Origin of the sequence: Caulobacter sp. BE254 (assembly GCF_031457295.1) — a bacterium.
GTDB lineage: Bacteria > Pseudomonadota > Alphaproteobacteria > Caulobacterales > Caulobacteraceae > Caulobacter.
On record NZ_JAVDWJ010000007.1, the window covers coordinates 110,303 to 133,138 of the forward strand.

The 22,836-nt window shown below is 69.2% G+C and carries 26 protein-coding genes and 1 pseudogene; 14 read left to right on the plus strand and 13 right to left on the minus strand.

Features of this window, described 5'->3' with window-relative positions; all coding sequences use genetic code 11:
* The first annotated feature begins 66 nt into the window (after nt 1–66).
* Both J2X41_RS14355 and J2X41_RS14360 read left to right on the plus strand, forming a co-directional pair.
* Nucleotides 67–366, plus strand: a complete 300-nt coding sequence (locus J2X41_RS14355; RefSeq protein WP_310082676.1) for an EF-hand domain-containing protein — start codon at nt 67–69, stop codon at nt 364–366.
* 80 nt (nt 367–446) lie between these two features.
* Nucleotides 447–806 carry a potassium channel family protein gene (locus tag J2X41_RS14360; RefSeq protein WP_310082677.1) on the plus strand — a complete coding sequence of 120 codons (360 nt, stop codon included), beginning with the start codon at nt 447–449 and terminating at the stop codon, nt 804–806.
* A 142-nt stretch (nt 807–948) separates the two neighbouring features.
* Here the strand turns inward: J2X41_RS14360 and J2X41_RS14365 are convergent, their stop codons facing one another.
* The gene (locus J2X41_RS14365; RefSeq protein ID WP_310082678.1) at nt 949–1,284 is read right to left on the minus strand and encodes a hypothetical protein; all 336 of its coding nucleotides are present in this window, start codon (nt 1,282–1,284) and stop codon (nt 949–951) included.
* 45 nt (nt 1,285–1,329) lie between these two features.
* Entirely contained in the window at nt 1,330–1,641 is a 312-nt protein-coding gene (locus J2X41_RS14370) for a copper-binding protein (protein ID WP_310082679.1), read from the minus strand.
* 353 nt (nt 1,642–1,994) lie between these two features.
* Here J2X41_RS14370 and mdoH point away from each other — a divergent pair, with 353 nt between their 5' ends.
* The 3 genes and pseudogenes from mdoH to J2X41_RS14385 all read left to right on the plus strand — a co-directional run.
* Nucleotides 1,995–4,001, plus strand: a complete 2,007-nt coding sequence (gene mdoH / locus J2X41_RS14375) for a glucans biosynthesis glucosyltransferase MdoH (RefSeq protein WP_310082680.1) — start codon at nt 1,995–1,997, stop codon at nt 3,999–4,001.
* Nucleotides 4,002–4,083: 82 nt separating this feature from the next.
* Entirely contained in the window at nt 4,084–4,986 is a 903-nt protein-coding gene (locus J2X41_RS14380; protein WP_310082681.1) for a cobalamin biosynthesis protein CbiG, read from the plus strand.
* 4 nt (nt 4,987–4,990) lie between these two features.
* Nucleotides 4,991–5,081, plus strand: a pseudogene (locus J2X41_RS14385) (hypothetical protein); the annotation flags it as partial.
* 27 nt (nt 5,082–5,108) lie between these two features.
* On the opposite strand, the gene J2X41_RS14390 reads toward J2X41_RS14385, so the two are convergent.
* Nucleotides 5,109–6,485 carry an MATE family efflux transporter gene (locus tag J2X41_RS14390; RefSeq protein ID WP_310082682.1) on the minus strand — a complete coding sequence of 459 codons (1,377 nt, stop codon included), beginning with the start codon at nt 6,483–6,485 and terminating at the stop codon, nt 5,109–5,111.
* 131 nt (nt 6,486–6,616) lie between these two features.
* On the opposite strand from J2X41_RS14390, the gene J2X41_RS14395 reads away from it, so the two are divergent.
* The 3 genes from J2X41_RS14395 to J2X41_RS14405 all read left to right on the plus strand — a co-directional run bounded on the left by J2X41_RS14395 (nt 6,617) and on the right by J2X41_RS14405 (nt 11,024).
* Nucleotides 6,617–7,627: an SDR family oxidoreductase gene (locus tag J2X41_RS14395; protein ID WP_310082684.1), complete on the plus strand. Its 1,011-nt coding sequence runs from the start codon at nt 6,617–6,619 to the stop codon at nt 7,625–7,627.
* Nucleotides 7,628–7,877: 250 nt separating this feature from the next.
* Complete coding sequence (locus tag J2X41_RS14400; protein WP_310082685.1) at nt 7,878–8,711, plus strand: flagellin; 834 nt, start codon at nt 7,878–7,880, stop codon at nt 8,709–8,711.
* A 270-nt stretch (nt 8,712–8,981) separates the two neighbouring features.
* On the plus strand, nt 8,982–11,024 hold the full coding sequence (locus J2X41_RS14405) for a family 43 glycosylhydrolase (RefSeq protein ID WP_310082687.1): 2,043 nt from the start codon (nt 8,982–8,984) through the stop codon (nt 11,022–11,024).
* 896 nt (nt 11,025–11,920) lie between these two features.
* On the opposite strand, the gene J2X41_RS14415 is transcribed toward J2X41_RS14405, so the two are convergent.
* Nucleotides 11,921–12,511, minus strand: coding sequence for a hypothetical protein (locus J2X41_RS14415; RefSeq protein WP_310082689.1), 591 nt, complete (start codon nt 12,509–12,511; stop codon nt 11,921–11,923).
* Between the two features lie 58 nt (nt 12,512–12,569).
* Between J2X41_RS14415 and J2X41_RS14420 the strand changes: the two genes are divergently transcribed.
* From J2X41_RS14420 to J2X41_RS14435, 4 genes are read left to right on the plus strand one after another with little or no spacing between them, the layout of a single operon-like run.
* Nucleotides 12,570–12,926 carry a DUF6152 family protein gene (locus tag J2X41_RS14420; protein ID WP_310082691.1) on the plus strand — a complete coding sequence of 119 codons (357 nt, stop codon included), beginning with the start codon at nt 12,570–12,572 and terminating at the stop codon, nt 12,924–12,926.
* Nucleotides 12,927–13,400, plus strand: a complete 474-nt coding sequence (locus J2X41_RS14425; RefSeq protein WP_310082692.1) for a hypothetical protein — start codon at nt 12,927–12,929, stop codon at nt 13,398–13,400. It abuts the gene before it with no gap.
* 47 nt (nt 13,401–13,447) lie between these two features.
* Nucleotides 13,448–13,843, plus strand: coding sequence for a VOC family protein (locus J2X41_RS14430; protein ID WP_310082693.1), 396 nt, complete (start codon nt 13,448–13,450; stop codon nt 13,841–13,843).
* A gap of 6 nt (nt 13,844–13,849) precedes the next feature.
* Nucleotides 13,850–14,914, plus strand: coding sequence for a ThuA domain-containing protein (locus J2X41_RS14435; protein ID WP_310082694.1), 1,065 nt, complete (start codon nt 13,850–13,852; stop codon nt 14,912–14,914).
* A 65-nt stretch (nt 14,915–14,979) separates the two neighbouring features.
* Here the strand turns inward: J2X41_RS14435 and J2X41_RS14440 are convergent, their stop codons facing one another.
* Together J2X41_RS14440 and J2X41_RS14445 are read right to left on the minus strand one after the other, a co-directional pair.
* Nucleotides 14,980–15,546, minus strand: coding sequence for a DUF2239 family protein (locus J2X41_RS14440; RefSeq protein ID WP_310082696.1), 567 nt, complete (start codon nt 15,544–15,546; stop codon nt 14,980–14,982).
* 8 nt (nt 15,547–15,554) lie between these two features.
* Entirely contained in the window at nt 15,555–15,902 is a 348-nt protein-coding gene (locus J2X41_RS14445; protein ID WP_310082697.1) for a GIY-YIG nuclease family protein, read from the minus strand.
* Nucleotides 15,903–16,036: 134 nt separating this feature from the next.
* On the opposite strand from J2X41_RS14445, the gene J2X41_RS14450 reads away from it, so the two are divergent.
* Nucleotides 16,037–16,357 (plus strand): hypothetical protein, encoded by a 321-nt coding sequence (locus tag J2X41_RS14450; protein WP_310082698.1) that lies wholly within the window; start codon nt 16,037–16,039, stop codon nt 16,355–16,357.
* A gap of 3 nt (nt 16,358–16,360) precedes the next feature.
* Here the strand turns inward: J2X41_RS14450 and J2X41_RS14455 are convergent, their stop codons facing one another.
* Together J2X41_RS14455 and J2X41_RS14460 are read right to left on the minus strand one after the other, a co-directional pair.
* Nucleotides 16,361–16,807 (minus strand): NUDIX domain-containing protein, encoded by a 447-nt coding sequence (locus tag J2X41_RS14455; RefSeq protein ID WP_310082699.1) that lies wholly within the window; start codon nt 16,805–16,807, stop codon nt 16,361–16,363.
* 4 nt (nt 16,808–16,811) lie between these two features.
* Entirely contained in the window at nt 16,812–17,843 is a 1,032-nt protein-coding gene (locus J2X41_RS14460; protein ID WP_310082700.1) for a S1/P1 Nuclease, read from the minus strand.
* Between the two features lie 377 nt (nt 17,844–18,220).
* On the opposite strand from J2X41_RS14460, the gene J2X41_RS14465 reads away from it, so the two are divergent.
* Nucleotides 18,221–18,712, plus strand: a complete 492-nt coding sequence (locus J2X41_RS14465) for a 3D domain-containing protein (RefSeq protein ID WP_310082701.1) — start codon at nt 18,221–18,223, stop codon at nt 18,710–18,712.
* Nucleotides 18,713–18,763: 51 nt separating this feature from the next.
* Here J2X41_RS14465 and J2X41_RS14470 read toward each other — a convergent pair whose 3' ends face one another.
* The 5 genes from J2X41_RS14470 to J2X41_RS14490 form a co-directional block, all read right to left on the minus strand.
* Nucleotides 18,764–19,234 carry a response regulator gene (locus J2X41_RS14470; protein WP_310082702.1) on the minus strand — a complete coding sequence of 157 codons (471 nt, stop codon included), beginning with the start codon at nt 19,232–19,234 and terminating at the stop codon, nt 18,764–18,766.
* 34 nt (nt 19,235–19,268) lie between these two features.
* Nucleotides 19,269–19,646: a hypothetical protein gene (locus J2X41_RS14475; RefSeq protein ID WP_310082866.1), complete on the minus strand. Its 378-nt coding sequence runs from the start codon at nt 19,644–19,646 to the stop codon at nt 19,269–19,271.
* A 252-nt stretch (nt 19,647–19,898) separates the two neighbouring features.
* Nucleotides 19,899–20,690, minus strand: a complete 792-nt coding sequence (locus J2X41_RS14480; RefSeq protein WP_310082703.1) for a phosphoadenylyl-sulfate reductase — start codon at nt 20,688–20,690, stop codon at nt 19,899–19,901.
* Nucleotides 20,690–21,190, minus strand: a complete 501-nt coding sequence (locus J2X41_RS14485) for a DUF934 domain-containing protein (RefSeq protein ID WP_310082704.1) — start codon at nt 21,188–21,190, stop codon at nt 20,690–20,692. The genes J2X41_RS14480 and J2X41_RS14485 overlap by 1 nt, the downstream gene beginning before the upstream one ends.
* Nucleotides 21,174–22,832 carry a nitrite/sulfite reductase gene (locus J2X41_RS14490; RefSeq protein WP_310082705.1) on the minus strand — a complete coding sequence of 553 codons (1,659 nt, stop codon included), beginning with the start codon at nt 22,830–22,832 and terminating at the stop codon, nt 21,174–21,176. Before J2X41_RS14490 ends, J2X41_RS14485 begins: the two co-directional genes overlap by 17 nt.
* Between the last annotated feature and the right edge of the window lie 4 nt (nt 22,833–22,836).

The window sequence follows — 22,836 nt, forward strand, 5'->3', positions numbered from 1 at the left end:
GCCGCAATACAGCCGCAACATCCGGCCCTAATGATCGCCACAGGGACGCACCGCCAAGGACACCCCATGCGCCGCAAGATCACCACCCTCGCCCTGGCCACGCTGGCCGTCCTCGCCGCCGGCTCGGCCCAGGCCCGGATGCCGTCGCCCGAAAAGGTCTTCAAGGCCTGGGACAAGAACGCCGACGGCTCCATCGACAAGGACGAGTGGATCGCCGCCGGCCGCAAGGAAAAGCGCTTCACCCAGGCCGACACGGACGGCGACGGCAAGGTCTCCCTGGAAGAGCTGAGAGCCGGCATGGCCCGCATGAAGGCGCGCCCGGCCGCGCCGACGACGGGCGAGCAGACCCCGCCCGCCGAGCATTAGGTCTAACGACCAGGGATTGAGTTGGCGCTGGACCCGTTCCGGGAGGCTTGGCTAAGGTCGGCCTCTTTCGGGAGGGGTCCATGCTCAAATACGTCGACAGCATCAAGGAACTGCTGGCGCTCTACGCCGTGCTGCTCGTGGCCGGGGCCGGGGCCTACGCCGCCTTCGAGCACAAGCCGTTCGTCGACGCGCTCTGGTGGGCCTGCGTCACCGCCACCACCGTCGGCTACGGCGACATGTACCCCACCACGACCGGCGGCCGCATCGTCGCCGTAGTGCTGATGCACCTGACCCTGCTGTTCATCCTGCCGCTGCTGATCGGCAACATCTGCTCGCGCTGCATCAAGGACCAGAACGAATTCAGCCACACCGAGCAGGAGGAGCTGAAGGCGGCGCTGCGCCGGCTGGAGGACAAGCTGGACCGGGCCGAACGGGCCTAGAGCGAACCGCGCGATGTAGAAATCGCGCGGTTCGCTCTAGATTTTTGTTTTCGCATTGCTTTTGCGGAAAACCGGCATCCACTTTTCCGCGCGATGCTCCAGGGACGGCTCCGAGTTCAGCCCCTGGAGGCTCCGCCCCGCCTCAGGTGATGTGCTTGGCGCTGGGCGGATCGCTGGCCGGGAAGCTTTCCTCCAGGCTCTCGTCGATCAGGGCCTCCTGGCGGTCCTCGGCCTGCTCGACGTGCTCGGCCAGGTGGTCGGGCTTCTCGCCTTCCGGCAGCGGCTCGACCTTGCGGCTGGTCGGGGTGTCGGGGGTCTGGAAGGCCTCCTTGACCTCGGTCTCGGAGACGCGGTCCTCGGGATGGCCGGGCTGGCCCAGGTCCTGGGCCTGGGAGAAGTCGCCCAGCACCCCGGGGCGCGAGCCTTGCGGCGCGGTGTCGTCAGCCATGGTGATGTCCTTGAAGTTGGACCCGATCAACGGCCGCCTCCGACCGGCGTTCCATGGCCGCGCTGGGGAAACGCCCTAGCGCGCCTTCAATTCGGTCAGTTCCCAGGCGTCGCCGACCTTGTGGAACTTGAAGGCTATCCGCGCCCCGGGCGTCAGCGGCGCCTCGGCCAGGATGTCGCCATAGGCCTGGAAAACGGTGCGCCCCGCCGCCAGTTTCGCCCCGCTCGCGCCCTCGTGATCGAGCGTTACCGCCTGGCCCTCGAGCCCGGCGATAACGCCCGTCGAATCGTATTCCGGGCCCGCCGGAAGCGCCGCCGCAACCGTCGCCGGGCCTTCCGACGCGGTTTTCGCCGGCTTGTCCGGACCGCAGGAAGCAAGCGCCACCATCAGGAGGCTGGCCGATATTGCTTTTATTTTCATGGGCTTATCAGTTTTAGAGATTCAGCGGATCAATCCGAACACGTCACTCATACAAGGTTTTTTGCCGCAAGTGCGAAAAGCCCGGCGATTGTGGTAGCGATTTTGTGATCGAAGTTTTACTCTAAGCCCTGCCGACGGCTCTCCACGTCGGCTGTCGAGACAGGCCAGACCGTCCGAACCGAGCGCGCCGATCCTAGCGGAGACGATCCCTAGCGACACCGGCGCGTCCCGTGAAGGCCGGCCTTGCGCCTCTCGAGCCCCCTTCGGAGAGGCCCGGCCCTCGGACCCGTCCGAACCGGACAGCCGAGACGATGGATCTGATGAGCGAACGCGGCGCTTTCTTCGACCTGACCTCCTCGCGGAGCGTCGCCTACGACATGGCGGTCTCCACCAGCGATCGGGTCGAAATCCCCGCCGACGCGCCCCTGGCCATGCCGGTCCAGCCGCTGGCCTTCTGGCAGGGCCAGGCCAAGCCGGTGGCTACGGCTCGCGACAATCTGGTCCTGCGCCGCTGGGGCGTGTTCGTCGCCACCGCGATCATGGCCTTCGCCGGCTGGCGCGCCACCTACGACACCATCGCCCTGGGCGGCGTCACCCGCCTGGAAGCCGTGGTCCTGACCCTGCTGGTCCCGCTGTTCCTGGCCCTGGCCCTGTGGTTCTGCACCGCCGTTGTCGGCTTCGTGGTGCTGCTGGGCAAGCCCCGCGACCCGCTGGGCATCGACGACAGCGCCGCCTCGCCCATGCCCAGGCCCAAGGCCCGCACGGCGATCCTGATGCCGGTGCACAACGAGGACGCCGCCGAGGTGTTCGCCCGCCTGCGCGCCATGGACGCCTCGCTGCACGAGACCGGCGCCAGCCGCGCCTTCGACATCTTCATCCTCAGCGACACCCGCGACGCCGCCGTGGCCCTGGCCGAGCAGGCCTGCTTCGCCCGCTTCCGCCGCGAGGCCAACAGCCACGTCTTCTATCGCAAGCGCACCCAAAACACGGGTCGCAAGGCCGGCAACATCGCCGACTGGGTGGCCCGCTGGGGCGGCGACTACGAGCACATGCTGGTGCTGGACGCCGACAGCCTGATGACCGGCGAGGCCATGGTCCGCCTGGCCGACGCCATGGAGCGTCACCCGCGCGTGGGCCTGATTCAGACCATGCCGATGATCATCAACGGCCAGACGATCTTCGCCCGCACCCTGCAGTTCGCCACCCGCCTTTACGGCCGCGTCGCGTGGACGGGCCTGGCCTGGTGGTCGGGCTCGGAGAGCAGTTTCTGGGGCCACAACGCCATCGTCCGCACCCGCGCCTTCGCCGAGACCTGCGGCCTGCCCAGCCTGGACGGCCCCAAGCCGTTCGGCGGCGAGGTGATGAGCCACGACGCCCTGGAAAGCGCCCTGCTGCGCCGCGGCGGCTGGGGCGTGCACCTGGCCCCCTATCTGGGCGGCTCCTACGAGGAGAGCCCCTCCAACCTGCTGGACTTCGCCACCCGCGACCGCCGCTGGTGCCGGGGCAACGTGCAGCACATCCCGCTGGTCGGCCTGCCCGGCCTGCACTGGATGAGCCGCCTGCACCTGGTGATCGGCGTGCTCAGCTACGTGCTCTCGCCCCTGTGGTTCGTGGCCCTGTCGTCGGGGATCATCTCGCGCATGCTGATGCCCGAGCTGAAGAAGGCCGCCTTCACCATGGCCGACCTGCAGGCCGCGGCCCACGCCCTGATCGACTGGCGCGAGATCCAGGCCACCGCCTGGGCGATGATCATCACCTTCGTCCTGCTGTTCGGCCCCAAGATCCTGGGCTCGATCCTGGTGTTCTCGCGCAAGAACGAGATCAAGGGCTTCGGCGGCCGCCGCAGGATCCTGGCCGGCCTGGGCGTGGAGATGCTGCTCTCGGCCCTGGTCGCCCCGATGCTGATGTTCACCCAGACCCGCGCCCTGGTCGAGATCCTGGCCGGCAAGGTCGGCGGCTGGGCCACCCAGCGCCGCGACGCCGACAAGGTCACCGGCAAGGAAGCCTTCGCAGCCATGGGCTGGATCAGCGTCACCGGCGTGGTGCTGGCCGTGGCCTTCTGGTTCACGCCCGACCTGCTGACCGCGACGATGCCGATCCTGGCCGGCCTGATCCTGGCCGTGCCGCTGACCATGCTGGGCGCCCACAAGCTGGCCGGCCTCAGCGTCAAGTCCAACGGCCTGTTCATGACGCCGGAGGAGCGCCGCCCGCCGGCCATCGTCCGCGCCGCCCTGGGCCCGGCCTGCGAGCCGCCCGCCCGCTGGTTCAGCCGCCAGCCGGCCCCGGTGCTGGTCGCCGAGCCGGCGGCCGAACGGAACGCAGCCTAGGACCTTTCCCGCCTTAAGGGTGGTCGCTTCCGCCCGACAGGAGTAGAAGCGCGCTTCGTTCAATCCAAACGGAGCGTCCGCCGTGTCGCGCCTCTTCAGCGCCTATGTGATCGTCGACTGGAGCGCGGCGGCCAAGCCGACCACGGGGGCGGATTCCGTGTGGATCGGCGTGATGAAGCGCGACGTGCGCTTCCGCCTGACCTTCGAGAGCTTCAACCCGCCCACCCGCCAGGAGGCCGAGGCCAAGCTGGCGACGATCCTCGACGACCTGAAGAAGCGCGGCGAGCGTGCCCTGGTCGGCTTCGACTTCCCGCTGGGCTTCCCGCGCGGCGTCACCGCGGCCCTGGCGCTGAAGGGCGAGCACCCCTGGCGCGCGGTCTGGGACCAGCTGGCCAAGATGGTCAAGGACAAGGCCGACAACACCAACAACCGCTTCGGCGTCGGCTCGGAGCTGAACCGCCGGCTGACCGGCGGCCCGTTCCCGTTCTGGGGCTGCCCGCCCAAGGACGCCCTGACCACCCTGCAGCCCAAGAAGACCCGTGAGCACGGGCCCGGCGACCTGCCGGAGTTTCGTCACACGGACCTGGCGGCGAAAGGCGCGGCCTCGATCTGGAAGCTCTATTACAACGGCTCGGTCGGCGGCCAGGCGATCGTCGGCATCCCGGCCGCGCGCCGGCTGAAGGACGCCCGCGGCGACGCCGCCCGGGTCTGGCCGTTCGAGACCGGCTTCAAGGCCCTCACCGAGGCCGACCTGGACGGCGTGCAGGTGGTGATCGCCGAGGTCTACCCCTCGCTGGTCAAGGCCACCCCGGCCCCCGGCGAGATCAAGGACGCCGCCCAGGTGCGGGCCCTGGCCGAGCACTTCGCCAAGCTCGACGAGGCCGACAAGCTGGCCGCCCTGTTCGGGCCGAGCAAGGACGCCCCGGCCGACGTGGTGGTGGATGCGGAAACGGAAGAGGGCTGGATCCTGGGGGCGGCGATCTAGGCGGAAACGCCGTGCGTCCTTCGAGGCTCGGCTACGCCTCGCACCTCAGGATGAGGAATTTCAGCAACAACGCTCCTCATCCTGAGGCGCCCGCGTAGCGGGCCTCGAAGGACGCGAGGCGGCTACCGCTCCTTGAGGTCCAGCATCCGATACCGCCCCAGCAGCAGGCCGGCGGCCAGGAAGCTGGTGATGATCACCGACCAGACGATGCCGTTGACGCCCAGCTTCATCGGCAGGGCCAGCCACCAGGCCAGCGGGCCCATGACCAGGGCGTAGCTGATCATGTGGGTGGTGGTGGGGATCCACACCTCGCCGCGGGCCCGCAGGGCCTGGGCGCAGACCACCTGGACGGCGTCGGGGATCAGGAACAGGCAGCTCAGCGCCAGGGCCGGCGCGATCAGGGCCAAGGCGGCCGGATCGGTGGTGTAGGCCCCCGCCACCAGGTGACGCAGGGGATAGAGCAGCACCGTGACCAGCAGCGAGAAGGCCGCGGTCACCCCGAAGGCGACCCAGCCGGCCCGGCTCATGCCCTTGGAGTCGCGCGCGCCGTAGGCCCGGCCCACCTGCACCGCCGTGGCGGTCGACAGGCCCAGCGGCGCCATGAAGATCACCGCCACGACATTGAGCACCACCGCCCAGGCCGCCACCGAATAGCCGCCCAGCCAACCGGCCACCAGGCTCATGCCGGCGAAGGCCCCGGACTCGAACAGGTTGGAGCCGCCCGCCCCGTAGCCGATACGGCGCTGCTCGCGCGCCGCGGCCAGGTCGGGCGCCGGCCGGTCGAACACGCCCATGGCCCTGGCGTCCTTCAGGCGCACGATGACCACCGCCAGCATCGCCGCGAACGCCGCCCGCGCCACGAAGGTCGACCAGGCCGCGCCCACTGCGCCCAGGGCCGGCAGGCCGAACGTCCCCGGCACCAGCAGCAGGTTGACCGCCAGGTTGATCAGGTTGGCGATCCACATGGCCACGGTCACCAGGCCGGGCCGTCCCAGGCCCTCGAGCCAGAAGCTCAGCGTCACGCTGAGGGCGAACAGCGGCAGCGACAGGGAGAAGACCACCAGCGGCGCCGTGGCCCCGTTGGCCAGGGCCGTGTCGAGGCCGGCATGGTGCATCAGCGGCGGCCCGGCGATCGCCAGCAAGGCCGCGCCGGCGACGCCCAGCCACAGGGCGTAGACCACGCCGCGCCGCAGCACCGCGCCGGTCTCGTGCGGCCTGCCCGCCCCGGTGGCCCGCGAGGCCATCACCTGCACCCCGACCAGCAGGCCGACCGTCATGGTCACGAACACCGAGGTCGGCGCCCAGGCCATGGCGTGGAAACCCAGCTGCGTCGCCGAGAAGTGGCCGACGACGATGGCGTCGGTCAGACCCATGACCATGATGCCCAGGCGCGACAGCACCACGGGCCCGGCCAGCCGCAGCAGCTCGATCAGGTCGGAGACAATGACGCCGTGCGGCTTCCCAGGGCGGGGAGCCGGCGCGGCCGCGGAACGCGACATCTTCAGGGCCTTTCCAAGAGGCCGGGAAGGTGACCGATGCCCAGGCTTTGGGCAACCCCCGCTTGCGCGCTGGCGCTTGGAACATCCGCGCGGCCCGTCAGTTTCGCCGTCGTCAGTTGCAGGAGGCTTCCATGCCCGACGTCGAAACCCCGCAGTTCGAACCCGCCGCCGAGCGCGCCGCCCAGGCCGAGCGCGACATCCAGGCCCCGCTGGACGCCAAGGAGCAGCGCTCGTTTCAGGACGGCGGCCAGAAACAGGAAAAGCCCGCCATGCAGGCCGGCGCCCGCCCCTATCCCGCCCCGCCCTTCCCCGAGCAGCACCAGGCCAAGCCGGGTATCGAGGCCCGGCTGGATCCGGCTCCGATGTACGACGCGCCGTTCTACAAGGGTTCGGGCAAGCTGGAGGGCAAGGTGGCGCTGATCACCGGCGCCGACAGCGGCATCGGCCGGGCCGTGGCGGTGCTGTTCGCCCGCGAGGGCGCCGACATCGCCATCGCCTATCTGGACGAGGAACTGGACGCCGCCGAGACCCGGGCCGCCGTCGAGCGCGAAGGCCGCCGCGCCATCCTGCTGCCTGGCGACGTGGCCGACCCGGCCTACGCCAAGGCCGCCGTCGAGCGCACGGTCGCCGAACTGGGCAAGCTGGACGTCCTGGTCAACAACGCCGCCTTCCAGGAACACGTCACCGCCTTCGAGGACCTGACGCCCGAGCACTTCGACCGCACCCTGAAGACCAATCTCTATGGCTATTTCCACATGGCCCAGGCGGCGGTGAAGGTGATCCCGCCGGGCGGAGCGATCGTCAACACCGGCTCGGTCACCGGCATGCTCGGCGCCAAGAACCTGCTGGACTACTCCCTGACCAAGGGCGGCATCCACGCCTTCACCCGCTCGCTGGCCACCCACCTGGTCGACAAGGGCATAAGGGTCAACGCCGTGGCCCCGGGTCCGGTCTGGACGCCCCTGAACCCCGCCGACAAGCTGGCCCCGCAGGTGGCGCAGTTCGGCGGCCAGACCCCGATGAAGCGCCCCGCCCAGCCCGAGGAGATCGCCCCCGCCTACGTGTTCCTCGCCTCGCCCCAGACGTCCAGCTACATCACCGGCGAGGTGCTGCCGATCATCGGCGGGTACAGCGGGGGCTGACGCCCGACCAACCAGACCCTCCCCCTGTGGGGGAGGCGGTCGCGCAGCGGCCGGTGGGGGGAGTTGGCCGACTCGGCAAACTCCCCTCCCCGTCGGCTTCGCCGACACCCCTCCCACAGGGAGGGGACCTCTCGCCCCCACACCGCCCTTAACCTAGACCGCTAACGAACGGCTAAGCCTTCTCGCCTAAGTTGACCGTCAGGCGCAAAACGCGCCTTCGGCTTCGGCCGATCCTGGAAACGGTCCGTCGATGTCGTTCAACAGCATCAACACCAATGTCGGGGCGATGATCGCCCTGCAGTCGCTGAACGCGATCAACCGCGACCTGTCCGACACCCTTCGCCACATCGCCACCGGCCTGGCGATCTCCAGCCCCAAGGACAATCCCGCCGTCTGGGCCATCGCCCAGAACCAGCGCGCCGAGTCCCACGCCTTGGACGCGGTGCGCGCCTCGCTGCAGCGCGGCCAGTCGATCACAGACGTCGCCCTGGCGGCCGGCGAGACGGTGACCGATCTCCTGACCCAGATGAAGGAGAAGATGCTGGCGGCCTCGGACACCAGCCTCAACACCGCCAGCCGCAAGGCCCTGAACGACGACTACCTGTCGTTGAAGCGGCAGATCGACCGTACCGTGGGCAATGCCGACTTCAACGGAATCAACCTGATCTCCTCGGGCTCGACCGGCCAGGTGCGGGCCCTGGCCAACGCCGACGCCAGCGACACCATCGACGTCGATCATGTGGACCTGTCGACCACCGGCGCGGCCCTGTCGGGGATGCGCGCCGACCTGCTGGGCGCGCCGATCAGCGCCGCCGAGATCAAGGCGATGAGCGGGGCGATCGAGAAGGTCACCTCGGCGCTGTCGAGCCTGGGCACGCGGTCCTACGCTCTCGAGACCCACATGAGCTTCATCGACAAGCTGCAGGACACCCTGGACGCCTCGGTCGGCCGGCTGGTCGACGCCGACATGGCCAAGGAGGCCACCAAGCTCCAGGCGCTGCAGATCAAGCAGCAGCTGGCGATCAAGTCGCTGAGCATCGCCAATTCCGCGCCCAGCTACCTGCTGAAGCTGTTCGGCGGCTGACGAACCGGGGCGGCTCCGGCGTTCAATCGCGCGCTGAACGCCCGGTTTTCCCTCTCCTCTGTTCCCTCTCTCAAAGAGAGAGGGTTCCAGCGCGCGCCCGGACACGTCCCCAGCAAAGACAATGGCCGGTCGCTACACTAATTGTCCGACAAAAGTTCTTGTGAACGCCGCCTCAGATGCGGTAGCAAGGCGCAAAAGAGGGGAAGCGTCATGCCGCGTGGGTCGAAATTACCCGGAGTTATTCTGTCCGGCCTGGCGGCGTGCGCGGCCTTGACGCTGAGTCTGGGCGCGGCGCCGGCGTCAGCGCTGGCTCCGGACGGTCCAGCGGCCAGCGCATCGAAGGGCCTGTCCACCGCGACCTGGACGCCGGACAACGGCGACGGCACCTTCACCAATCCCTTGTTTTATGACGAATTCTCGGATCCGGACCTGATCCGCGTCGGCGACTGGTTCTACCTGACCGGCACCACCATGCACACCATGCCGGGCCTGCCGATCCTGCGCTCCAAGGACCTGGTCAACTGGGAATTCGTCGCCTACGCCCTGGACAAGCTCGACCTCGGTCCGGCCTACCGGCTGGAGGACGGTCAGAACATCTATGGTCAGGGTATTTGGGCGCCGTCCTTCCGCTACCATGACGGCAAGTTCTACATCTTCTCGAACGTCAACCACCAGACGACCCAGATGTTCACGGCTGCCGATCCGAAGGGGCCGTGGACGCGCACGTCGATGAAGCGCAGCTTTCACGACCTGTCCGTCCTGTTCGACGACGACGGCAAGGCCTATGTCGTCTGGGACCACCAGACGATGCACCTGGCCCAACTGACGGACGACCTGACCGACATCGTTCCGGGCACCGAACGCGTCCTGTTCGCCAAGGACGCCGGGATGGGCGAAGGCGCGCACTTCTACAAGATCGACGGCAAGTACTACATCATCAGCGCCAATTATGCCGGCGGCTTCCGGATGCCGGCGGCGCGGGCCGATCATGTTCTGGGCCCCTACGAGGTCAATCAAGCGATCAGCTTGCACGAGGACTTCGGCATGGCGTCGAGCAAGCGCACGGGCTCGCCCAAGCCGCCGTTCACGTTCTGGGGGCCTAGCCCCGCCGCCAAACATGACCTGGCGCTGCACCAGGGGGGCGTTGTCCAGACGCCAGCGGGTGAATGGTGGGGCTTTTCGATGATGGATTTCAATTCCGTCGGTCGCCTGCTTGGCCTGTCTCCGATCACCTGGAAAGACGGCTGGCCCTATTTCGGCCTGCCGGGCAATCTGACGCGCACGCCGCGGACCTGGGTGAAGCCCAAGACCGTCACGCCGCAGCCGGTGCGCGTCCCCTTCCGGCGCAGCGACGATTTCTCGGCGCCGAAGCTCCAGCCCCTCTGGCAGTGGAACCATGTCCCGGTCGACGGCAAGTGGTCGTTGTCGGAACGGCCGGGCTTCCTGCGGCTTCACGCCCTGCCGGCGACCACGTTCTACGACGCGCGCAACACCCTGACCCAGCGGGCGATCGGGCCGATGTCGACGCCGACCGTCCTGCTCGACGCGTCGAACCTGAAGCCGGGCGACACGGCCGGCCTGGGGCTGCTCAACCTGCCCTATGCGACCCTGGGCGTCGAAAAGCGCGCCGACGGGCTCGATGTCGTCCTTTATGACCAGCACCCCGACAAGACGGTGCGGGTGAAGATGGCCGGGACGCGCGTCTGGCTGCGGGCCGACTGCGACTTTCTCACCGAGCGGGCGCGCTTCAGCTATTCGTTCGACGGCGTCACCTTCACCCCGATCGGCGACGCGGTCGAACTGTTCTACCAGACCTTCACCTTCCAGGGCGTCCGCTACGGACTGTTCAACTACAATACGACCGGCGCGCAGGGCGGTTTCGCCGATTTCGACAGTATCGACGTCCATCAGCCGCACACCCACGGCCTGATGCGGCCCATTCCCCGCGGCCGGTCGATCCGGCTGACGTCGTTCCACGCGACGACCGGACTGGCGGCCAGCCCTGGAGGCCTGGCTTCGGGCGCCCCGACGCGGTTCGAGGTCGTCGACCGTCGGCTGGGCCGCGTCGCCCTGCGGTCGGGCGGGCGCTACGTCACGGTCGACAAGGATGGCGGGGTGACGCTTGCGGCCGGCCCGTCCGGCGCGGCGCAGACCTTCCAATGGATCGAGACGCCGACGGGCGAACTGGTGCTGATGTCCTTGGCCACCAACCGCTTCCTGCGCATCGACCCGAAGACCGGGGACATTCGGGCCGACAGCCCCGGCCCGATGCCGGACAACAGCGACAGCGCGCGCTTCATCTGGTCGGAGTAAAGGGACCGCCTTGAACCCTCTCCCAAAGGGAGAGGGAGGGGCCCGCGCCGCAGGCGTGGGAGGGTGAGGGGTTACACCCTCGCAGGTTCACACCGACGCCCTGCCGGCACGCCGGCTAACGTCCAAACCCCTCACCCTCCCACCGCTTCGCGGCGGGCCCCGCCCTCTCCCTCTGGGAGAGGGCGGGGGGATAGACGGCGCTCTATCCCCGCTGGCGGTGCAAAGAACCCCAGTCTTTTCAACGCCCTGAAAAATAATTAGCGTCACAAGTCCTCGGACCTCAAACCTCCTGCACAATCGAAGCTGTCCCTATCGCGGGGGAGGGCTCTTGGTACCGGCCCAAGCAGGCGATGGGGATGGAACCGAGCGGGGCCGCCTGGGCCTGGCGATCGGACCGCGGCGGGCGGCGGAGCTCAGAAGGCTCCAAGGCTGGCCAAGGACGATGGCGGGACAGGCGGGTTGACGGGGCTGGGAGTTCAAACCGGCCTGTTCGAGGATCAGTCGGAGTCGCCGACGGCCCCTTCCGGGCGACTTTGATCCTGCCCGCCTGAGGGGAAACGTCGATCGGGATGAAACAAGCCCTCAGTCGCCGTCCCTTGAGAAGAACGGTTTCGCGGAGCGGTCAGGTCTAGCCGAAACGCAAACACATACACCCACGGTCATCCGGGCTCGGCCCGGACCGCTCCGCGCCTCCCCACCCCTCCTTTCGGGCGATCCCGAAAGGCGACGAGGCCGTGCGCCCAAGATCCTCCCCCTGTGGGGGAGGTGTCGGCGAAGCCGACGGAGGGGGGAGTGATAGGACGACGGCCAAGCCTACGATCCACGACCCCAAACCTCCCCCCACCGGCCTCCGGCCGCCTCCCCCACAGGGGGAGGAGCTTGGAACGTCGCTCCCCTCAGTGCGGCCAGGTCTCCGTCAGGACCTTGGCCTTGCCGCCTTTCCAGCTGACCTCCAGGGCCGGGGTCTTGGGCTGGCCCGCGGCGAACAGCTCGTAGATCACCTGGCCGTCGGCCTGGGTGCTCTCGATCACCCGGACGGGCGCGACCTTGGGGGCGGCCTTGACGGCGGCGTCGCGCACCGCCTGGGGCGTGGCGGTCCAGGCGATGTCGCGCTGGGTCTCGACGATCTTCCACTTGCCGCCAGCTTCCAGCAGGTCGAACTCGATCTCGCCGCCGTCCGGCAAGGCGCCCTCGACGTCGTAATAGCGGCGGTCCTCGCGGACCTTCAGCTCGGCGGCCTTGATCTTCAGGCCCGGCGCGGCGGCGGTGACGACGGCGACCACGGCCGGCGGCAGGTCGGCGGCCTCGACGGGGGTGATCTTGGTCTCGGGGGCCTGGGCCAGGGCCGTCCCGGCCGTCATCAGGGTCAGGGCGAAGGCCGGGGCGAGGGTCGAGCGCAGAAACACGGTGGCGTCCTCCAGGTTCGTCGTCGTTGCCATGCCCCAGGCCAATATGCCCCAACCGAAGGGGAAGATTGAACCCATCATGATCTTGGTCTCAAATCGCCGACGGGGCGGGCGCCAACTGCAGGAAGGAGCCATTCCGATGACGCTGCACAAGAGCCTGGCGGGCGCGCTCGCCCTGGCGGTCCTGATCCCCGGCGCGGCCCTGGCCCACCACGGCTGGAGTTCCTACGACGCCGAAAAGACCCTGACGGTGACCGGACCGCTGTCCGACGTCGCCTGGCGCAACCCGCACGGCGAGGCGAAGATCAAGCACGCCGGCAAGACCTGGGCCGTCGTCCTGGCGCCGGTCGCCCGCATGGAAGCGCGGGGCCTCAGCGAGGCGATGATCTCGGGCGGCAAACCGGTCACGCTGGTGGGCTATCCGCGCAAGGACGGCGTGAGCGAGATGCGCATCGAGCGGATCACCGTCGACGGCAAGACGGTCGAGCTGCGCTAGGTGGAGGCGCTGGCCGCCGCGCTGGAAGCCTCGCCGCTGGGAACCTGGGCGCGCGGATCGAACCTGGCCTATCCCGTGGCCAACCTGGTCCACCTGCTGGGCCTGGTGATGCTGATCGGCGGGATCGGCGTGCTGGACCTGCGCCTGGCCGGCGCCTTCCGCAGGCTGCCGGTCGAGGCGCTGTGGCGATGCCTGCCGCCGCTGGCGATCACCGGCCTGGCGCTGCTGGTCCCCGCCGGCCTGGTGATGTTCGCTGCCGACGCCTCCAGCCTGGTCGTCTCGCCGGCGTTTCGCTGGAAGGTCGTCCTGATCGTCCTGGCCCTGGCCAACGCCGGGGCCTACCACCTGCTCTGGCGGCGACGGCTGGCGCGATGGGACGTCGACCCGCCTCTGGGCGGGCGCATCATGGCCGCCGGATCGCTGGCCCTGTGGCTGGTGGTCGCCGGACTGGGCCGATGGATCGCCTACGCCTGACGGGCCGCGCCGCCGTGCTAAGCAGGGACATCACCGAGTGAGTCTCCATGGCCCAGCACCTCGCCCTCCTGTCCCTGCTCGTGCGCGACTACGACGAGGCCCTGGCCTTCTATGTCGGCAAGATGGGGTTTTCCGTCGTCGAGGACAGCGACCTGGGCGGCGGCAAGCGCTGGGTCGTGGTCGCCCCCGGCGCGGCCGGCACGCGGTTTCTGCTAGCCAAGGCGGGCGACGAGCAGCAGCAGGCCCTGGTCGGCGGCCAGGGCGGCGGCCGGGTCTGGCTGTTCCTGCACACCGACGCCTTCGAGGCCGACCACGCCCGGCTGAGCGCCGCGGGCGTGAACTTCCTCGAGGCGCCCCGCCACGAGGTCTATGGCAGCGTGGCCGTGTTCGAAGACATCTACGGCAACCGCTGGGACCTGCTGCAACCCAAGACCAAGGCCTGATCGTCCATGCCCTCTTTCCTGCGTCGCCGCCTCGCCACCCTGCTGGTCGTCCCCCTGGTGGCGTTCGCGGCCCTGTTCGCCCTCCCCGCCCTGGCCAAGCCGGCGCCGCTGCGGGTGCTCTATCTGGACCAGTCGGTCGGCTGGAAGCACGCCCCGGTCGCCCGTCCCGACGGCGGCGGCCTGGCCCCGTCCGAGACGGCGATGAGGGCCATCGGCCAGGAGAGCGGCGCCTTCACCGCCGAGGTGACCCAGGACGCCCGCGAGATCACCCCGGAGCGGCTGGCCAGCGTCGACGTGCTGGTGTTCTACACCACCGGCGCCCTGCCCCTGTCGCCGCAGGCCTGGGCCGCGGTCCAGCAGCGGGTGGCGGCGGGCAAGCTGGGCTTCGTCGGCGTGCACAGCGCCACCGACACCGGCTGGCCCTATGACGGTTCCGGCCAGACCTATACCGGCTTCATCAACGGCAAGTTCGCCGGCCATCCGTGGACCCAAGGCACGCCGATCCGCGTCGAGACCCTGGACCCCGACCTGGCCCTGGTCGGCATGTGGCCGGTCAATTTCGACTATGCCGAGGAGATCTACCAGCACAGCGACTTCGACCCGGCCAAGGTCCGCGTGCTGCAGACGATGGACTTCACCGGCACGCCGCTGAAGCGGCCCTACGCCGTGCCGATCGCCTGGGCGCGGCAGATCGGTCAGGGCCGATTGTTCTTCACCAACCTGGGCCACACCCTGTCGACCTGGGACGACCCGCGGTTCCGCAAGCAGATCGTCGAGGCGGTGAAATGGACGGGCCGGCGCACCGACGGCGGGGCCAGCCCCGACACGCTGCGCCAGTTCCTGTGGCAGGTGAAGGCGCTGCTGGCCTATGAGCCGGTCGCCGGCCGCGACGACCAGGCGATCCTCGGACGGCTGCTGAAGATGGACCCGACCTGGCAGACGGCGACCGCCCAACGCATCGCCGACCTGCGGACGGTCTATCCCGCCAAGCCCGACAGCGACCGCGCCCCGTTCGACGCGGCCTACAAGACGGTGCTGGCGGACGTGCTGGCCCGGGGCGGAGTGAAGTAGGCAGCGGACGCGATCGGGGGACAGGCACATGTGCCTGTCCCTGGCCTGTCCCTTGCCGTTGCGCGTCAGGTTTCGAACGCCTCGGCCGCCAGGGCCCGCAAATGCTCGGCGACATCGCTCGGCCAGTCGGCGATCCGCGCCGCGAACCCCTCGGCGTCTCCGGCGAACAGCGCCCGGCTCATGGCCTCGAAGCCCGGCCGGTCGCCGGCCATGACCGAGGCAAAGCGGTACGCCGCATCGCGGGCGGCGCGGCGACGGTCGGGGCCCTCGCTCTCGCGGCGCGCCGCCTCGACCAGCTTGCGCAGGGCCACCGACGCCCCGCCCGGCTGGGCGGCCAGCCACTCCCAGTGACGCGGCAGCAGGGTCACCTCCCGGGCGGTGACGCCCAGCTTCGGCCGTCCCCGGCCGCGCGGCGTGGACCCGCCCTCGCCGCCCTGGTCCTCGCCAAGCCGCAGCGCGATGTCCCAGGGTCCGCCCCGCAGGTCGAAGTCCACCTGGCGGCCCTCGGGGTCGAAGATCAGCAGCGAGGCCTCCGGCGCCTCGGCCAGGCGAGCCTGGGCGGCCACCGCCACCTCCAGCTTGGAACCAGTCGCCAGCCGCCGCTCGCCCTCGAACACGACATAGGCGCTCATGGAACCACTCATCGCCGCAGCCCCTCGGCGTGCAGGCTCGCCCGCCAATGCTCGCGCCGCTCGACCAGCAGCGAGGCCCGGCCCAGCCGCTCCAGGCCCTTGTCGTCGAGCACCTCCAGCACCTCGAAGCCGAAGGCTGCCTCGCCGTGGGCGTTCCAGGCCTGCTGCAGGGTCGGGCTGGTGTGGCCGCCCGTGCGCAGGGCGAACCAGACGCCGTTCTGCCGGGTGGACAGGTCGGGCGTGCCGCCGATCCAGACCTCGCCGGTCGTCGCGCAGCGGACGGCGTAGATCCCCGCCTGGATCTCGCGGTCCTTGTAGTCGCGCACCAAGGCGCGTCGGTCGTTCGTCGTTTCCATGAGCGGCTTTTTACCCGGGTATTTTGCGGAGTCAATATTACCCGGGTGTATTCGCCCGCAAGCGCCCCGCCTTCGCCCGCTGGCTCGCAGGGTCCAAAAGCGGTAGAGACCCCGCTCCTAGTCCGGAGGCCGACATGGTCCGCAATCTCAAGGGCAAGCTGGTCGCTCCAGCCGTCGACCCGATCGCCCAGGCCGACATCGCCTGGTTCGAGGCGCACGAGGGCCGGACGTTCCGCCTGCGCGATCCCGCGCCGCTGGAGTTCAAGGAGCCGCTGGGCGATCCCGGCGACGGTTTTTCGTGGCGCGTCCTCGTGGCGAAGTTGGCCGACGGCGGGCGGCTGAAGCTGCCCGTGTCGCTGGCCTGGGACCTGCACAACGACCACGCCAAGGACGCGCACCTGAAGATGATCTTCGACCAGGTCGCGCCGGAAAAAGCCAAGGCGCTGCTGAAGTAGGCCTTAGCCCCGCCGCAGCCAGGCCGCCACCGCCCAGGCGTGGGCGTCGTGCCTCAGGGCCACGACCGCGTCGCGGGGGTCCAGCCAGACCAAGGTGTGGTCGTCCTCGACCTTCAGCTCGGGCTTTTGGCCGATGACGCGGACGACATAGATGCCGCCGTTGTTGCAGACCGGCTGGCCGTTGGACTTCAAGAAGGGCTGGCTGACCTCTATCACCCGCCGCCCCACCTCGACGACCAGGCCGGTCTCCTCGCCGAACTCGCGCACGACCGCGGCATGCTCGTCCTCGTCGCCGTCGACCGCGCCGCCCGGCAGGTCGAAATAGGGCGGCCGGCCCGGCTTGCGGACCTCCACCAGGGCAATCGTCCCGTTGGCCCCCTCGGCGATGCCGAAGGCGGCCCAGCGATGCTTGTACTCCAGGCCCGGCTCGGGCGCGTCGAACGCCTGCATGGGATCAGTCCTTACCGTAGAGATCGTTCCACGGGTCGGCCTTGCCGCTGATCACGTCGTCGACGGTGATCTCCGGCCGGTAGCCGATCTTGCCCGTGGCGCTGGCCTTCCAGGCGTCGACGACCATGTCGCGCAGCTGGGTCGCCCCGGCCGCCAGGCGTTCGTCGACAAAGGCCTTGGCGCGCGGGTCTGTGGCGACCAGTCCGCCCTCCTTCTCCAGCTTGTACAGCGGCTCGACGAAGCTGACCGTCGTACTCAGATAGGTCACCGTCCGCGCCTCGATCGTGCAGGCGCAGTCCTTGTAGGCCGGCACCAGCGCCTTGACGTCGGCGTCGACGGCCACGGCCTTGACCAGCGGCCCCTCGAAATTGCCGTGCGTGGCCCGGCTCTGGGTGTAGCCGTTCGGATTGGGGTAATCGCCCCAGCCGTTGTAGTGCACGCTCAGATGCAGCGGCTGGCTGGCGTCGCCGACATAGTGGGCCCAGACGCCCAGGTCGCGGACCAGCAGCTCTTCGCGCCGCTTCAGGTCGGCGACGTAATAGGCCTTGCGGGTCGCGTCCTTCTCGCTGGCGGAGACCGCCTGCAGGATGCGCCAGTAGGTGAAGTCCTTCACCAGCTGCTGATAGCCGTCGATGATCGAGTAAGGCAGGTAGCCGGCGTTCCAGCTGTCGTGGCCGACCGCGGCCAGGGCCTTCTCGTAGTCGGCGCGGGTGGGCGGCAGGGTTTCCAGCGTGAACTTCGGACCGCCGTACATCCGCCCCTCGTCGTCGATGTCGAGGAAGTGGGCGGCGTCGCGGTCGGTGTCGTGGACCTTGCCCGAGCCCTTCCAGCGGTCCGGCTCGCGGGCGTATTCGCCGATCGCGGCCACCGCCTCCGGGGTGCGCAGGAAGGCCGGCAGGTCGCTGGGCAGACTTTCGGCGGCGACGACGCCGACCATGCGGTGCCCCCAGGCGCCCCAGGCCAGGGCCGAGCCCGCGGGAGCGGCCAGGGCGGCGACCAGGGCGAACCCCGTGAACAGGCGAACAGACGGCTTCATGCGCGCTCCAACCAACTGACAGCCCAACGAACTGATAGCCTTTTGAGGCCGGACGATGGCCGCGACTCGGCCGGTCCCTCGGACCTGCCCAAGACGCGTGCACCGCCAAAAAGCCGTGGGCGACTCCGGTTTATGCCACCCGTACGACGACCGCCAGAGCGCGCCGCGCGAACCGCCAAGCGTCAGCATGCAATCCCTTGCCTGCTTGGTGTTACCGTTCGCCATGGAACCAAAACCCCGCTCGAACGATGGCGCCGAACGCCACCGTCAAGGGTGCGGCGCGGCATCAGGTCGCCTCCTGGTGGGTTGTCACGCGGCTGTGATCTTAGTAATCAGGCCGCCGACCGACACTCTACGCCGATAAGAGGAACCCCTCGATGCGACGCACGTTTGCGGGATTTCTGGCCGTCGCGGCCATGTCCATCGCCCTCCCCGCCCTGGCCGCCGACTCGGACTCCAAGCCCGATCCGCTGGGCGACCTGATCACCGGCGCCCTGACGGGCACGATGCCGGGGTCGGTCGAATACAAGATGAAGGCCACGCTTTACCACGCCGGCGCCAAGGGCATTCGGGCGCTAGACAGCCTGGGCTGCAAGGTGGTGGCCATGCGCACCCTGGCGGTCGACAAGACCGTGATCCCGCGCCGCACCGTGGTGTTCATCAAGGAAACCGTCGGCCTGCCGATGCCCAATGGCGACAAGCACGACGGCTACTGGTACGCCTCCGACATCGGCGGGGCGATCAAGGGCAACAAGCTGGACCTGTTCAGCGGCCAGGGCGCGTCCTCGATGAAGCCCCTGATGGGCCTCAACCTCTCCACGCTCTCGGTGACCAAGGTGGGCGAGTTCAAGGGCTGCCCGCCGGAATAGGCGCGCCGCCTGTCGGCCAGGCGCCGAGCCGAGCCGCCGCTACAATCCTCTCTAGATGAAGACGTCGCTGGACGAAGGCCTGGCCGCCGCCGACACGATCCGCGATCCGAACCCATTGGCTGGGGCGCGCTCGGGCGAAACCGGCTTCAGCATCTTGCCCACGCGCTCGACCAGATCGGCGCCGCTGAACGGCTTGAGCATGCAGGCCCGGACGCCGAGGCTGGCGCCGCGCTTGACCTCCTCGACCCCCAGCCGCTTGCCGACCAGCAGGATTTGCCCGCAGGGATGCGAGACGTCGCGCTGCAGCGCCGCCATCACCTCGAAGGCGGTCATTTCGGTGATCGCCAGGTCCAGCACCAGCAGGGCCGGACGCATGTTGTGCGCCATTTCCAGCGCCGCCGGACCGCTCCGCGCCGCCAAGGCGTGATAGCCGGCCAGATCCAGGCGGATCTGCAGCATTTCCAGGACCGCGCGGTCGCTGTCGGCGACCAGAATCCGCGTGCCGGGTTGAACCATGTTCATGGGCGCCCCCGCAGTTTGTGTCGGCGGCGCGTCATCAGAAGAGATCCAGGTCGCCGGCGTCGTCGCCGTCGTTGATGCCGGCTTCGTCGCCGCCGAACGACGACGTCATCCGGTCGGCCAGGGCGCCGAGCGTGACGCTCTGCAGGGCGGCGCCGACCTCGATCTGCTCGGGCGCGGCCACGGTCTGGCTGAGGCTCCGAGCGAAGGTCGACAGGCCGGTCAGGTGCTGGCTGAGCAGGTCCACCGCCTGGATGCCTTCGATCAGCTGTTCGCGCTGCTCGGGCGCCACGGTCCCCAGCAGCTTGCCGATCAGCGTGTCGAGGAAGATGCAGCGGGCGCCGGCCAACTCCAGCTCCCACGACAGCACGTCGAACGTCGCGGCGACATCCGACCGAAGCTCACTGGCGACCATCGACAAGATCTTTTCTCCCGAACCCAGGCCGAAGCTACGAGGCGAGGCCTAACGACGATTTAACCTTGGGGATGTGTCCGGCCTGGTCCCCTGCGTCGAAACCGCGCGCCCAGGCGCTGAAAGTCCGGTCTGGCAAAGGTTACGGGGTCCAGCCACACCTCGGCTGGCGGGTCCGCCGTGCGGCCCTCGCGCAGGAAATCCTAGACCTTGGCCGCTGGGCGGCGGGCTCGCGCCGTCAAGCGTTGAGCGGCCCTAGATCCCCTCGCCGACGTTCGGCGCGGCGCCGGGGGCGCGGGCGACGTGGATGCCGCACTCGGTCTTGTCCTGGCCGGCCCAGCGACCGGCGCGGACGTCGGCGTTGGGGTCGTCCACCGGCTTGGTGCAGGGCCAGCAGCCCACCGAGGGGAAGCCTTGAGAGACCAGCGGGTGGGCCGGCAGGTCATGCTGGGCGACATAGGCGTCCAGCTCGGCCTTGCCCCAGTTGGCCAGGGGATTGAACTTGATCTGGCCCTCGGACTCCTCGACCACCCGCAGCCGCAGGCGGTCGCCGCCGTGGAAGCGCTTGCGGCCCGTGGTCCAGGCCGCGAACCCGCCCAAGGCGCGGTCCAGCGGCAGCACCTTGCGGATGTGGCAGCAGGCGTCGGTGTCGGTGCGCCACAGGTCCGACTTGGGATCGGTGACCGCCAGGTCGGTATAGGCCGGGCGCAGGTCGCGCACGTCGGTCAGGCCCAGCCTGGCGGCCAGCGCCTTGCGGTAGTCCAGCGTCTGGCCAAACAGCATGCCGGTGTCGAGGAACAGCACCGGGATATCCTTCGACACCTGGCTGGCCAGGTGCAGCAGCACGGCCGATTCCGCCCCGAACGAGCTGACCAGGGCCAGCTTGTCGCCGAAGGTCTCGTAGGCCTTGCGCAGCACGGTCAGCGGGTGGGCTTCGCGCAGTTCGGCGTCCAGCCGCGCCGCCAGGTCAGCGGCCCCGTTTGGCGAAACGGAGGATTGCGTCGCGGCGGTCGGCTTCACCTCGGTCGCGGTCTGGTCGTAGGCCATCAGCTGGCCCTTTCCTCGAACGCCACCTGACGGTTGTCGGCGGCGCGTTGATAAACATGGCGGTAGCGATGGGCGGCCTTGGTCCAGACCTCGGGCGTGGCCCCGTCGGCGGGTTCGAAGGCGTCGAAGCCGCAGCGGACCATGAAGCCGGCCTGTTCCTGCAGCACGTCGCCGACCGCCCGCACCTCACCGGTGAAGCCCAGGCGCTCGCGCAACAGGCGGGCCGAGGTATAGGCGCGGCCGTCGCGATATTTCGGGAAGGCCAGGGCCACCACCGACAGGCGCGGCAGGTCGTAGGCCAGGGCCTCGACCTCCTGGTCCGCCTCGACCCGCACGCCGACGCGACGGCTGTTGGACAACAGGATCTCGCCCTCGGCCTGGAAGCGGGCCAGGGACAGGATCACGTCGCCCTCCGGCAGGACGTCGTCGTCGCCGACGTGGGTGAAGATGTCCTCGGCCCACTGCGCCGTATCACCGGCCAGCTTAATCAGCTTGGGCATAGACCGCCTCCTTGAAGGGCTCGAGGCCGACGCGGCGATAGGTGTCGAGGAAGCGCTCGTCGCCGGCGCGGATGTTCAGATAGGCGTCGACCAGGGCGTCGATGGCCGGGGCCACCTTGTCGGCCGACAGGCCCGGGCCGAGGATCCGGCCGATGCTGGCGTCCTCCGCCCCCGAACCGCCGAGCGAGAGCTGGTAGAATTCCTCGCCCTTCTTGTCGACGCCCAGGATGCCGATGTGGGCCACGTGGTGGTGGCCGCAGGCGTTGATGCAGCCGCTGATCTTGATCTTCAGCTCGCCGACCTTCTCGGCGCGATCCGGATCGGCGAACTTCCGGGCGATGTCCTGGGCGATCGGGATGGCGCGGGCGTTGGCCAGGGCGCAGTAGTCCAGGCCCGGGCAGGCGATGATGTCGCTGGCCAGGTCGATGTTGGCGGTGGCCAGGCCGGCCGCCTCCAGCGCCGCGTGCACGGTCGGCAGGTCGTCCAGCCTGACGTGCGGCAGGACCAGGTTCTGGGCGTGGGTCACGCGCAGGTCGTCGAGGCTATAGCGCTCGGCCAGGTCGGCGACGACCTCCAGCTGCTCGGCCGTGGCGTCGCCCGGCGTCTGGCCGATGGCCTTCAGCGACACCTCGACGATGGCGTAGCCGCTCTGCTTGTGCGGCTTGACGTTGTTGCGCACGAAGCGCTGCAGGGCCGGGCTGGCGGCGCGGGCGGCCTCGAAGATGTCCGACACGGCCGGCAGGGTCTCGAACCGGGTCTGGGCGAAGGCGGCGCGGACGCGGGCCAGTTCGCTGGCCGGCAGGTTGGCGCGCGCGGCGTCGATCTTGCCCCACTCCTCCTCGACCTGGCGGGCGAACTCCTCGGCGCCCAGGGCCGCGACCAGGATCTTGATCCGGGCCTTGTAGATGTTGTCGCGGCGACCATGGCGGTTGTAGACGCGCAGGATCGCCTCGACATAGCTAAGCAGGTGCTCGGCGGGCAGGTACGAGCGGATGGTCGGGCCGACATAGGGCGTGCGCCCCTGGCCGCCGCCGACGATCACCTCGAAGCCGATGGCGCCGTCACGACCCTTTCGCAGGATCAGGCCGATGTCGTGCACCTTGACCGCCGCGCGGTCGGTCAGGGCGCCGGTGATGGCGATCTTGAACTTGCGCGGCAGGAAGCTGAACTCGGGATGCAGGGTCGACCACTGGCGCAGGACTTCCGACCACACGCGCGGGTCGTCGATCTCCTCGGCCGTGGCGCCGGCATAGGGATCGGCGGTGACGTTGCGGATGCAGTTGCCGCTGGTCTGGATGGCGTGCAGGTCCACCTCGGCCAGGGCGTCCAGGATGTCGGGCGCGTCCTTCAACTTGATCCAGTTGAACTGGATGTTCTGGCGCGTGGTGAAGTGGCCGTAGCCCTTGTCGTAGGTGCGGGCGATCCAGGCCAGCCGGCGGGCCTGGCGGGCGTTCAGCGAGCCGTACGGAATGGCGATCCGCAGCATGTAGGCGTGCAGCTGCAGGTACAGGCCGTTCATCAGCCGCAGCGGCTTGAACTGGTCCTCGGTCAGCTCGCCGGCCAGGCGGCGCGCCACCTGATGCCGGAACTCGTTGGAGCGGTCGGTCAGGAATTCGCGGTCGATGGGATCGTACAGGTACATGAGG